The sequence below is a fragment of the Algoriphagus kandeliae genome, from assembly GCF_004571135.1.
Taxonomy (GTDB): Bacteria; Bacteroidota; Bacteroidia; order Cytophagales; family Cyclobacteriaceae; genus Algoriphagus; species Algoriphagus kandeliae.
In genome coordinates, this window is record NZ_SPSB01000001.1 from 591139 (window position 1) to 603678 (window position 12540).

General features: G+C 39.4%; 12 protein-coding genes and 1 pseudogene. 4 read left to right on the top strand and 9 right to left on the bottom strand.

Annotated features, from left to right (window positions below; translation table 11 throughout):
• Positions 1-195: 195 nt before the first annotated feature.
• The 9 genes from E4S40_RS02455 to E4S40_RS02495 all read right to left on the bottom strand — a co-directional run bounded on the left by E4S40_RS02455 (position 196) and on the right by E4S40_RS02495 (position 7868).
• Complete coding sequence (locus E4S40_RS02455; RefSeq protein WP_135070351.1) at positions 196-987, bottom strand: queuosine precursor transporter; 792 nt, start codon at positions 985-987, stop codon at positions 196-198.
• The gene (locus tag E4S40_RS02460) at positions 984-1901 is read right to left on the bottom strand and encodes a ribonuclease Z (protein WP_135070354.1); all 918 of its coding nucleotides are present in this window, start codon (positions 1899-1901) and stop codon (positions 984-986) included. Before E4S40_RS02460 ends, E4S40_RS02455 begins: the two co-directional genes overlap by 4 nt.
• On the bottom strand, positions 1898-2287 hold the full coding sequence (locus tag E4S40_RS02465; protein WP_135070357.1) for an STAS domain-containing protein: 390 nt from the start codon (positions 2285-2287) through the stop codon (positions 1898-1900). Before E4S40_RS02465 ends, E4S40_RS02460 begins: the two co-directional genes overlap by 4 nt.
• Positions 2288-2295: 8 nt before the next feature.
• The gene (locus E4S40_RS02470) at positions 2296-3240 is read right to left on the bottom strand and encodes a phosphoribosylaminoimidazolesuccinocarboxamide synthase (protein WP_135070360.1); all 945 of its coding nucleotides are present in this window, start codon (positions 3238-3240) and stop codon (positions 2296-2298) included.
• An 81-nt stretch (positions 3241-3321) separates the two neighbouring features.
• Positions 3322-4386, bottom strand: coding sequence for a toxin-antitoxin system YwqK family antitoxin (locus E4S40_RS02475; protein ID WP_135070363.1), 1065 nt, complete (start codon positions 4384-4386; stop codon positions 3322-3324).
• Positions 4387-4431: 45 nt separating this feature from the next.
• Positions 4432-5610 (bottom strand): acetyl-CoA C-acyltransferase, encoded by a 1179-nt coding sequence (locus E4S40_RS02480; RefSeq protein WP_135071523.1) that lies wholly within the window; start codon positions 5608-5610, stop codon positions 4432-4434.
• A 44-nt stretch (positions 5611-5654) separates the two neighbouring features.
• The gene (locus E4S40_RS02485; RefSeq protein ID WP_135070365.1) at positions 5655-6266 is read right to left on the bottom strand and encodes a hypothetical protein; all 612 of its coding nucleotides are present in this window, start codon (positions 6264-6266) and stop codon (positions 5655-5657) included.
• A complete protein-coding gene (locus tag E4S40_RS02490; protein WP_135070368.1) occupies positions 6256-6900 on the bottom strand; it encodes a hypothetical protein in 645 nt (214 codons plus the stop codon). The genes E4S40_RS02485 and E4S40_RS02490 overlap by 11 nt, the downstream gene beginning before the upstream one ends.
• 2 nt (positions 6901-6902) lie before the next feature.
• Positions 6903-7868 carry a vWA domain-containing protein gene (locus E4S40_RS02495; protein ID WP_135070371.1) on the bottom strand — a complete coding sequence of 322 codons (966 nt, stop codon included), beginning with the start codon at positions 7866-7868 and terminating at the stop codon, positions 6903-6905.
• A gap of 140 nt (positions 7869-8008) precedes the next feature.
• Between E4S40_RS02495 and E4S40_RS02500 the strand changes: the two genes are divergently transcribed.
• The 4 genes and pseudogenes from E4S40_RS02500 to E4S40_RS17210 all read left to right on the top strand — a co-directional run.
• A complete protein-coding gene (locus tag E4S40_RS02500) occupies positions 8009-10396 on the top strand; it encodes a TonB-dependent receptor (RefSeq protein WP_135070374.1) in 2388 nt (795 codons plus the stop codon).
• Positions 10396-11229 (top strand): DUF4249 family protein, encoded by an 834-nt coding sequence (locus tag E4S40_RS02505; RefSeq protein ID WP_135070377.1) that lies wholly within the window; start codon positions 10396-10398, stop codon positions 11227-11229. The genes E4S40_RS02500 and E4S40_RS02505 overlap by 1 nt, the downstream gene beginning before the upstream one ends.
• 130 nt (positions 11230-11359) lie before the next feature.
• Entirely contained in the window at positions 11360-11734 is a 375-nt protein-coding gene (locus E4S40_RS02510; RefSeq protein ID WP_135070380.1) for a BlaI/MecI/CopY family transcriptional regulator, read from the top strand.
• Between the two features lie 128 nt (positions 11735-11862).
• Positions 11863-12465 (top strand): annotated as a pseudogene (locus tag E4S40_RS17210) (M56 family metallopeptidase); the annotation flags it as partial.
• Between the last annotated feature and the right edge of the window lie 75 nt (positions 12466-12540).

The following is a 12540-nucleotide window of genomic DNA, read 5'->3' on the forward strand; positions in this document are numbered from 1 at the left end:
TGCCATGTTCCTTGATCCCAGACAAGCGACAGTAAGGAAATCACGGCTCAGAAAAAATTTTCTGCGTCAAAATTGACGGTGCAAAAGTATGTATAATTATTTCGTGAAACAAGTGATCTTTCAAATCATTTAGAATATTCTTTAAAATATGGAAGAAATCATAAAAAAATATTTGGTTGATCTGTCTTATTCGATTTAAAGAAAGGTTTTATCTGCAGATGCTTCCTTCATCATCTTTTCTGCCAATTCTTTCCCCAAATACTTGTCAATCATTCCATGACCTACATAAAGAAGGGGAGTCAGTACGACAGCTACAATAAACTTGTATACATAATTGATGATTCCTACGGCAATTACCTGACTGATACTCCAATTGCCAAATAGGTAGAATGCTATTCCCAATACTACAAATGAGTCAAAAAACTGACTGATTAAGGTGGAACCTGTTGCTCTTAACCAAATCATTTTTGGTCCAGTGACGGCACGAAGCCGTTGGAATACAAACACGTCCACCAATTGTCCCAATAAGAATGCGGTCAATGAGCCGATTATGATTCCTAATCCCTGTCTAAATATGGTATTGAACGCATAAGAAATATCAAACTCTTCTCCTGAAGGAGTGACGGCATTTACGTCAAGCCAAAAATCAGCCGGGACTAATTTGGTGACAACAGTAATCACCAAAAAGATGTATGCAATCAGTCCAGCAGTGATAAAACTAACTTTTCGAACACCCTTCTTCCCAAAATACTCATTGATAATGTCCGTGGTAATGAAAACGATGGGCCAAATAACAGCACCTGCAGTCAAATTGAAATCCAAGACATATTCGTCGAAAAAGGTCCAATTAACAGGTTCAAAGCCAATGGTTTTTTCAGCTGAGAAAATCTTCACTCCAATTATTTCCGCCAATATCGCATTGGTAAGAAATATGGATCCTAGGATCATGAACAGGTTGGTCTTTTTGGAAGATTCTGAGCGGGTCATATGCTGTAGGTTTTTCCTTCTTCACTCAACTCCACCTCCGGGAAGATGTTTTCTGCTTCTGCCTTCATGGGACTCAAATCCTTGTATCTAGAGGAAAAATGTCCCAAAAGGAGTTTTTTGGCTTTACTCAATTTAGCTATTTCTGCCGCTTGTGATGCAGTACTGTGATAGGTGAGATCGGCTCGTTGTTTATCTGCTTCGAGAAAGGTAGATTCATGATAAAGTAGATCCACTCCCTGTATGTACTCTATCAATTCGGGCCAAAAAATGGTGTCCGAACAATAAGCATAGGACCGCACAGGTTCAGGAGGATAGCAGAACTCTCTAACGGCATAAAATGAACCATCCACACCTATGTAATCCATTCCTTGTCGGAGTGAATTAATGGCCTCAATAGGAAGTTTTTGCTCCTCCAATTTTGCCTTGATTAAATTTCTAAGCCGTGGTTTTTCTCGAATCAAAAAGCCCGTAGTAGGTAATCGATGCTTTAAAGGAAAGCTGTAGACCATGAATTTAGGATGGTTAAGTAAAAGATTTAACTGATTATCCTTAGTTTCTTGGTAATGAATAGGATAGGTTAACCTAGTATTACTCCATCTAAAATGAGTAGTAATGATTTCATCCAGACCTTTGGGGCCATAAATGCTTAAAGGCCTGCTTCGTTTTCCTAGGTGAAAACTGGAAAGCAGGCCTACTAATCCTAAGTAATGATCCCCATGTAAATGGGAGATGAAAATGTGATCTATTTTGGAAGCTTTGACTTTGAATTTTCGGAGTTGAATTTGGGTAGCTTCTCCACAATCAATGAGCAACCATTCCTGTCCAATTTGAACAGCTTGTGCCGTATGGTTCCTACCATGAACGGGAATAGAAGAAGTATTCCCTAAAATCGTTACCTCAAACTCAGGCTTCAATCTTCTGTCTCTTCTTCTTCCTCGCCGCTACCATTTTCGATTTCATGCATGAAAATGGTTTCACCGGCTTCCTCCAAATCAGAAACGATATTCAATTTTTTATCCAGCATGGAAATCTGAAGTAGCTTCATTACATGATCCTGTACACCGGAAATTAAAAATAGTCCACCATTATTTCCATATTCTCGGTCTCCCACCAATAGAGCACTCAATCCTGATGAATCCACGTATTTTACATAGCTCATATCCAATACCAATTTTCCATAGCCTTCTGCATGAACAGTCAAAAGTTCGGATTTCAATTTTGGAGCTAAGAGGGAATCCAATTTTTCTTCAAGAGGAGTAAATATGACGTATTGCTCTTTCTTATCAATGCTGTATTTCATAGTTGTATTTAGTTTTCTTTAAGGTAATTTTTAATGGCATTTTCAATACGCTCTTCAATGTTGTTCGTAATTGCCTTTTGAAACTTTTCTCCGGTTATTTTTTCGAATAATTCAATATAGCGATCAGAAATGCTTTCTACAATTTCATCCGTCATTTCAGGTACTTGTTGCCCCTCTTTGCCTTGAAAGCCATTTTCGATCAACCACTGTCTTACAAATTCTTTGGAAAGCTGTCGTTGGGGAAGTCCTTTTTGCTGATTTTCTTCATAGCCATCAGCATAGAAATAGCGACTGGAATCGGGTGTATGAATTTCATCGATTAGGTAGATTTTCCCATCATGTTTTCCAAATTCGTATTTGGTATCCACTAAAATCAATCCTTTTTCAGCAGCCATTTCCTGACCTCTTTGGTACAAGGCTCGGGTATATTTTTCCAAAACCACGTAATCTTCCTCACTGACAATCCCTTTGGCTAAGATGTCTTCTCTAGAAATATCCTCGTCATGACCCTCGGAAGCCTTGGTTGTGGGAGTGATGATAGGGGTGGGGAAAGGATCATTTTCCCGAATTCCATCAGGCATTGGAACACCACAAATGCTTCTTTTTCCAAGTTTGTATTCCCGGGCAGCATGGCCTGACATATATCCTCGAATTACCATCTCCACCTTAAATGGTTCGCATCGCTTTCCAATGGTCACGTTAGGATCAGGTGTCGCAGTCACCCAGTTGGGAACGATATCAGCAGTCGCTTCCAAGAATTTAGCAGCAATTTGATTAAGGACCTGTCCTTTGAAAGGAATAGCGCGTGGCAAAACCACATCGAAAGCAGAAATCCGGTCCGAGGCTACGACCACCAATTCCTTTTCGAAAATATAGACATCCCGTACTTTTCCTTTGTAAAAGTCAACTTGTCCGGGAAATTGGAAATGGGTTTCCTTGATCGATTGGTTCATGGGGATGATGTTTTGACAAAAATAGAAAAGCTTTCTTTTCTATGGAGGATTTATTGGGGATTCCTTTTCCTAATCTTTGTTTTACTTTTTTTCGGTTCGAATTTGATTGCCTTCTTCATCAAAGAAAAGCCAAGTTCCTGTAGGTCTTCCATTCTTGAAATAACGGATTTCTTCCAAGGTTCCTGTAGATCTATAGACTTTGACTTCTCCCTGGGCCAATCCATTTTCATAATTTATTACTTGTTGAATTTGGCCATTGGGATGGTAAAAGGTTTCCTTGGAAACATAATCTGACTTAGGTTCAAATTCACGAATCAATGTAAGCTTGCCTTCTTGGTCATAGCTTCTGAATGGAGAAGTTGGAATCCCGTTTTTAAAGGTGATTTCAGAGCGGATTTGTCCATTTTCGAAATATTCCCGAGTAGTACCTGTTTCTATTCCATTTTTATAAAATGACTCTGTTCTTTTTTTACCGCTCGGGAAAAATTCTAAAAAGTCTCCATCATAGACCCCTCTTCTAAATTCTATTTCAGATTGAACCTGACCATTTTCAAAATAGGTAATTTCTTTTCCTTCCAAATCACCTTTTTCGTAAAAGGCTTTTACCTTAAGTGTTCCATTTGGGTAGTATTCCAATAGTTCTCCATCAAGCTGACCTTCCTCGTAAAAGGCTATTCGCTCTGGTTTTCCATCTGCGTAAAATCGCTCACTTTTTCCATTAGGACTTCCGGATTGGAATTGAGTGATATCTTGGATTTGACCATTTTCAAAGTAGGTAGTTACCCTTCCCTGAATTTGGTCATCAACAAAAGTCAATTCCTGCCGGATGGAACCATTGAGAAAGAAACTTTGACTGAGTCCCTGTTTCTTGTTTTGGATGAATGGGATAATTCGGAGTGTGTCACCTGTTTCAGGATTAAGTTCGACGAAAAGTCCTTCTCGCTGATCATTTTTCAATTGACCGGTTAAGACAAGTCGACCTTCTTCATCATATCTTTTCAGAGGACCTTCCGCTTTTCCATTAACCGTATAGTAAATTTCCTTGAGCATCATTTTTTGCTCATCATAATAGGTTCTCACTGCTTCTTGGGCTGAAGCGTAGCTAAGAATGCAAATGGAAAAGAGACTAAGAAGGATTCTTTTCATAAAAAAATCCGCGACAGCTAATTTGCCGCGGATTGATTTTAAAGTTTACATTTTTTCAATCACAATAGCAGAAGCACCGCCCCCGCCATTACAGATGCCGGCAACTCCTATGCTGCCTTTTTGTTGATGAAGCACAGAATTCAGTGTAGAAATGATTCTAGCTCCTGAAGCGCCTAGAGGATGTCCCAAGGAAACAGCTCCACCATATACATTGAGCTTGGCTGGATCCAAATTCAATTCTTTTTGGTTTGCCAAAGCTACAGCAGAGAATGCTTCATTGATTTCATAGAAATCAACTTGTTCAGGATTAACGCCTGCATGAGCTAATGCTTTTGGAATGGCCAAAGCTGGAGCGGTTGTAAACCAAAGCGGGTCCGTAGCTGCATCGGCAAAACCTCTGATTTTCGCCAAAGGCTTCAATCCCAATTCCTCTGCTTTTTCCTTGCTTACCAAAACAAGAGCAGATGCTCCATCATTCATGGTGGATGCATTGGCAGCAGTGACTGTTCCGTCTTTTTCAAATACTGGTCGGAGGGAAGGGATTTTTTCAAACATGACGTTTTTATATTCCTCATCCTCATCGATGAGGATGGTTTCTCCTTTTCTTCCTTTAAGTTCTACAGGAACTACCTCATCTTTAAAGTAACCTTTTGCCCAGGCATCGGCTGCTCTTTGGTAAGATTGAATGGCATAGGCATCTTGCTCTTCTCGAGTGATATTCATTTCACGGGCAGTATTGTCAGCACAATTTCCCATGGGAAATTTATAATAGACTTCGAAAAGACCATCTTTCACTAATCCGTCAACGAATTCAGCATTCCCGTATTTATATCCAAATCGTGCTTTAGGTACATAAAACGGAACATTAGACATGCTTTCCATTCCACCTGCGACCACCACATCATTAATTCCAAGCATAATGGTTTGAGCTCCAAGCATGACGGACTTCATTCCAGAAGCACAAACTTTATTGACAGTGGTGCAAGGTACATTGTATCCAATGCCTGCTCCGATAGCAGCTTGACGTGCTGGCGCCTGTCCAAGATTTGCAGAAATTACATTTCCCATAAAAACTTCCTGAACCGATTCTGCTTTTACACCAGCTTTTTCCAAAGCTCCTTTAATGGCTGTGGTCCCCAATTCAACTGCGGTCAAGCCGGATAATTTCCCTCCAAAACTGCCAAGGGGAGTTCGAACTGCGGATACGATATATACTTCTTTGATCATGTTTATTTGGGTTTATCTGATAAATATATTTTGAATCAATTTTACCAATCAGGTATTCCACGCTTAGGTCTCTGAGTGGCTTTTTTACGGTTTTGTTGAATATATCGGAGATCGGCGGCGTTCATACTTTCCAAAATCTGGGCTGCCTGTTCAGGTGTCAGATTCATGGCTTTTAGTTTCTCCTTGAATTCTTCCAAAGCCTTTTGCTTATCAACTAGGTTGGCATCCATTTGATCATTGGCGTTTTCATTGGCTGGATCTTGACTTTTTTCTTGAGGATCGCCGGATTGGGATTCCTTTGCCTGATCCTGATCAGTTTTGTCACCTTGATCCTGATTTTCCTGCTGCTCTCCCTGCTCGCCTTGGCTTTGTTGATTTTGTTGTTGCTGTTCTTGGTTTTGCTGATTTTGCTGCTCCTGATTTTGGTTTTGTTCCTGTTCTTGTTCTTGCTCTAATTTTTCCTTTAGGGCTTGTAGCTTGGTATCTCCCGGGAATTTGCTCAAACCTTCATTGACGGTATTCAAGGCCTGATCCCGCTCGGTTTTGACATAGGAGCGGGCTGCTCTGTTGAAAAAATCACCAGCAGTCTGTGCTTGAGTGGAAAGACCCAGAATCATGGCAAAAAAGAAAAGAATAATGCTTTTATTTTTCATTGATTTCAGTGACTTCTTGTAAGTGGGTAATAAACTCCTGATAAGCAGCTACGGTAGAATCTTGTTCTAAAGCTTCTGTCATTACATTTAACGCATCTCTAAACCTGAATTGTTCAACAAGTCTATCGGCTTCCGCTTTGTTTCGCTTCGCAAATTCAGAGGGTTCCGGTGGATTTTCCTCCTGATTTTTTCGCTCTTCATCGCGTTTTAACCATCTCGCCAATAATTCATAATTATAGCGAGCAACTTCATTCAATGGGTCTTGGATTAAGGCTGATTTAAATTTACTCAAAGCAACCTCATATTCCTTTTTATTTCCCAATAAAACGCCACCTTGATTGTAGGCAAAGGAGGCAAGCATGGCATTGGAGCTTGTACTCGCTTTGTCATAAAATCCTGCAGCTTCTTCAAGCTTCTCAGCATATTGTGCGCTTAGCCCAAGGTTAAAATCCAATTCGGATGACTGTATGCCGAATTGTTCCTGAATGGCAAGGTGATTCTGTAAGGATTGTTCGTATTCGGCATTTGCAAAACTTTCAGCTGCAACATCAATAGCTGCATTCAATTTGGAATTTTTAATCCAAGAGGAAGGAATCAAGAGAAGAAGTCCGAAAATGAGTTTAGCCCAATTCATACTCACAGTTTAATGGTTTTGATGGGTAAAATCATATCCACAATAGATAGCACTAAGCCTGCCAGTAGGAAGTAGAAATACTTGTTTGAGGAAGCCTCCACTTGTCGGGTTCCAATGCTACCACCTTTCAATTGTTCTAAACTTCCCACCAAGTTGGAGATTTCCTGAGTTTGGTCGGAAATCTCAAAATACTGGCCGCCAGTTTCTATAGCAATTCGCTGAAGGGAAGTTCGGTCTAAGCGACTTTCTGCAGGTTTTCCGGTATTAGGATCAATAACTACACCGTTTCCTCGAGGGATTGGGCTGCCTGCTTCAGTTCCAATTCCCAAGGAATAGACTTTAATGCCTTGTTCTCCCAAGGAAGAAATTACTGATTCATAATCTTCACCAAAATCCTCTCCATCCGAAATCAAGACGACTGATTTGGACTTGACTTCTGGAGAAGGATCATTAGTAAATCGTTCCAAAGCCATGCGAAGAGGTCCACTCAGGTCTGTTCCAGCATTGGGAACAAGCCCTGTGTTCAATCCATCGATGTAAAGTTGCAATACATTCTGATCGAATGTCAAAGGACATTGCATGTATGCTTCAGAAGAGAATATTATCAATCCGATACGATCAGAAGGGAAACTTTTGATAAGCTCCTTTAACTCAAATTTGATTCGCTGAAGTCGACTTGGTCCAATATCGGTAGCATTCATGGATTGGGAAAGGTCCACGGCCAAGAAGATGTCTTTGCCTTCCTCTTTTACTTCTTTGGTGGAAGTTCCAATCGATGGTCCTGCGAATGCCACCAAAAACAATAAAAAATAGAGCGTGCGAAGAATTAGCTTGGTTAATAATCTCCTTTTTTCAACCTTCATGCGCAGGTTGATCAACCAAAATCTGGAAATATAAAATAGGTAGAGCAGTGTAAAAACTGTTCCTAGTATCAAAATCAGTCGGAAATCTGGATATGCCCAAATCATGGCCTGAAATTAAAAAATAATTGGGAAGGAAATAACCTTTGGGATGGGCGGTAAGTTTAGAATTGGAACAGAATCCAAAAATTAACAAACATTAATTTTGTCAGCACGTGTAGGAAATTTACGCGTGCCTTTATTAACTCATGAAATACCTATTTTCAGCACTTATTGCGGTTTTTCTTTTCTTTTTTTCTTTTGGGATTTCTTTTCCTCAATCCCAACTCACAGGGATTGTTTTAGATCGGGAAAATTCACTCCCGCTTCCTGGGGCGAGTGTATTTTGGGAAAATGACATTAGCTCTGGAGTCGTTTCGGGACTTGATGGTTCCTTTTCTATTTCCATCCTCAATCTCCCAGCTATTTTAAAAGTCTCTTTTGTTGGATACGAAACATCAACTCGTGAGATTACTGCAAAGGATTTGGATAAGCCATTGAAGTTTTTCTTAAGTCCTGAAGAATTATCATTAGAAGAGGTTTTGATTCAGGAATTACGTCCTGATGAGAATTTGAGAAGTTTGGAAACGGGAAAAAATAGAGTACCCATTCAAACCATTAAGAATATTCCTGCCCTTTTTGGAGAAGTTGATCTCCTAAGGAGCCTTCAATTACTACCAGGAGTACAAACAGCGGGAGAGGGGACTACGGGTTTATTTGTACGAGGAGGATCTGCCGATCAAAATTTGGTTCAGCTTGATGGAGCTCCTGTTTATAATCCATCTCATTTCTTTGGATTCTTTTCAGTATTCAATCCAGATGCTTTGAGTGAGGTGGAATTGTATAAAGGAAACATGCCTGCTTCATTTGGAGGAAGGCTTTCCTCCTTGATTGATGTATCTCTTCGGGAAGGAAATAATTCCAAAATTCACGGGGAAGGAGGGATAGGTACTATTTCTTCCCGATTGACTTTGGATGGACCACTTTTTTCTGAAAACTCCACTTTTGTAATCTCGGGAAGAAGAACCTATGCAGATGTTTTTTTAGGACTATCATCTGATGAAGACATACGAAACAACAAGCTGAATTTTCATGACTTAAGCGGTAAGGCTGTTTTTAGAGTTGGAGATCGTGATCGTATCAGTGTAAGTTCCTATCAAGGTCGAGACTTTTTGGGCTTGGATGATCAGTTTGGGTTAGGCTGGAGCAATTGGGTAAGTTCAGCTCAATGGTCAAGAAATATCGATGCGCAAACTTTTTTTGACTTAGAAGCCTATCATTCAAGGTATTATTACAGTTTGGAATTTGAAGATCCGGATAATGGCTTTGATTGGGGAAGTCGTCTTTCTGAATCGGGGGTCAAAGGAACTTGGTCACAAATACGGGATAAAGTTCAAACTTATTGGGGTTTCCACTCCCAGCTTTATCATTTTGCTCCTATAGAGTTGATTCCAGCTCCAGGAGCTAGTTTTGATGGGATTTCAACCAATCCAAAGAACGGTTTACTGAACAATGTTTTTGCCGGGGCAAGCTTTGAACTCAATTCAAAGCTTAGTGTTGAAGGAGGTCTTCGAGGGGGTTTTTACAATCAACTTGGCTCGGGAGTAAAATACCTCTACGAAGGGGAAGTACCTGGGCCGGATGTGGAAATCCTTGATTCAGTTCGTTACGACCGATTGGAGAATATTCAGTTTTACCAAGGGCTCGAACCACGGCTGGCATTTCGTTATTTGATTAACGATCGATTTTCAATTAAATCAGCCTATAACCGAAATTTTCAATACGTTCAGATCGCTTCCAATAGTTCTGCGGGGCTTCCGATCGATCGCTGGATATTGGCTGATAGCTATGTTCGCCCAATTCGGAGTGATCAAATTTCACTCGGGTTTTTCAGAAATTTTGAAGAAAACAAATGGGAACTGTCGATCGAGGGATATTATAAAACCCTTGATGGCATTATAGATCTTCGAAATGGAGCGCAAGTTTTATTTACTGATAATGTAGAAACTGAGATCCTTTCTGGTAAAGGCTGGAGCTACGGGACAGAGTTTTTACTTCGGAAAAATATGGGTAAAACAACCGGTTGGTTGGTCTACACTTGGTCTCGGGCATGGCGTAAAATAGACGGCATCAGTCAAGGGCAGGCTTATAACCCACGGTTTGACCGACCACATGATGTTACCTTGGTTTTAAATCATGAATTTTCGCCTAAATGGTCTGCTGGGTTAACCTTTGTTTACACTACTGGTCAGGCTGTGACTTTTCCGATCGGAACATACGAATCAGATAATCAACAACTTCCGCTTTTTTCACCGTTTAGAAATCAAGATAGATTCCCGGATTACCATCGGATGGATGCGTCCATTACTTGGAAAAATGACAATAAAGGTAAGAAGTGGAGAGGGAGTTGGAACTTCAGTATTTACAATCTCTATGGAAGAAAGAATCCATTTGCATACGAGTTTCGAGAGATTTATAATGATGATATAGCCTTCAATCCCGGAGATGGAGAACCTATTACATCCTCTCGACAAGGAATTATCATGACATACCTCTTTACCTTTTTGCCTTCTATCACCTATAATTTTCAATTCTGATGAAGAAGTACCTTTTTCTTTTTTTCCTAATAGCTAATCTTGGGTGCCAAGAAGAAGTTGATCTTCCTTTAGCGACGATAGAAGGAGATGTTCCCATTATCGAAGGAAATTGGACTGATGTTCCCAGTTTGAATGAAGTCAAAATTTCCCTTGCGCAAAATTATTTTGATAATGAAGATGCAACAATAATTGGAGATGCTGAGGTGTTCATTCGAAATTTGAATACAGGGGAAGCTATTCCTTTTCAATTTTTATCTCAATTCTCCATTTATAAACCTGCTGATCCTCGTAGAGTCGCTGTCATAGGGGAGCGATATGAATTGATTGTACAATGGAGGGGAAATGAATATCGTAGCCGGGGAGAGATGCTTCCACCACCTATTTTGGACAGCCTAAATTATGAATATCAAGAAGAAAGGATTTTTAGAGAGGAAGGATATTACATTAAAGCATTTGGGAAGATTCCTTTCGAGGAGGATAATTATTATCGGATTCGCATTATTGAAAATGATACGCTTAAGAATGATCGCGATGATTACTTGCTTTTTGATGATACCTTCGGAGTTGAATTTTTTGAAGAAGGATTGGAATTGAATTATGCATTTGAAGAAGGAGATCGGGTTCGATTGGAATTGTTTCGAATGAATAAAGATGTCTTTGATTATTTTAATCAGTTGGTAGGATTGCTATTCAATGATGGTGGATTGTTTAGTCCACCACCTCAGAATCCAGATACGAATATTCAAATCATTCAAGGACAGGGGCCAGTATTAGGCTATTTTTTGGTAGGACCTGTATTGCAAGAATCTATTGATATTCTAGCCGAGGAATAGGCTTTTTTTCTTTTTGTGTATTGGTTTTTGCTTTTTCTTGATTTTTAATAAATTGAGGAATTTTTTCAATTATCGTAGAATTACGAAAAAATAGTTGTTTAAATAAAAAATAAATCTTACTATTGAAATTATGAAAGAGATTTCGGCACAAGAAGAGAGAGTTATGGCTGTTCTTTGGAAGTTAGGCCAAGGACTAATTCGGGACATTCTCAACGAAATGGAAGAGCCTAAGCCACCTTATACCACCATTGCATCAACTGCAAGGCTTTTGGAAAGTAAGGGTTATTTGACGCATAAGGTTTACGGAAATACACACATGTATATTCCGTTGATTTCGAAAGAAGAGTATTCAAAGGGGAGAATTCAGCATATGGTCAGTAATTTCTTCCAAGGTTCGGTAAGTAATTTCTTGTCCTTTATGGTAAAGGAGAAGGAGATTTCTAAGGATGAGATAGAAGATCTACAGAAGTTTATTGATCAGGCAGAGCAAAAACCTAAAAAATGAAATGGTTAATTGATTTTTGGGTTGAAGGAAGTCTCATTTTGAGTCTGGGATTGTTATTTTACAAATTGGTCCTAGAAAAGCTCACATTTTTTGACTGGAATAGAGTCTTTTTACTTTCCATCATGGGTATGGCTTTAGTGATTCCTTTTCTTTCTTTTCAATTATCTGAATCGCAACCAGTTCTTCAAGAATTTCTGCTCCCTACATTTGAGTTTGGGCAAGGAATAGCTGAATCGCAAACCTTTAACTGGTTTGAGTTGCTTTTATGGGTGTATATAATAGGTGTAGGGATAAGTTTGATTCGAACTGGTTTGGGATTGGTAAAGCTAATTTTTCAACTTCAATTGGTTGAAAAGTTTAAATACCAAGGTTTGGTTTTAGCAGTGCATCCCAAATTTGAACCGGCTTCATTTTTTGGAATTATTCTGCTTCCCAGCTTTAATCCAGAAGATCCAGATCACCATCAAATTTTGCTTCATGAATCAGTTCATGTAAAGAAAAAACACTCTTGGGATCTTTTATTTACCCATCTGTTCAAGTCACTTTTTTGGTTTAATCCCTTGGTCATTCTTTTTGAAAAACTCCTTCGAGAAGTACATGAGTTTCAGGCTGATCATGGAGTTATTGGTTCTTATTCACAATTTGACTATTCCCGCTTGCTTCTTCGCTTGATCGTTCAGGATAGAGGATGGCAGCTTGCACATAGTTTCAATCAATTTCAAACAAAAAAACGAATTCTGATGATGAATCGAGAAAAATCAAATTCTGTGGCAAAAAGCCGTTTTTTAATGATTGTTCCACTCGTG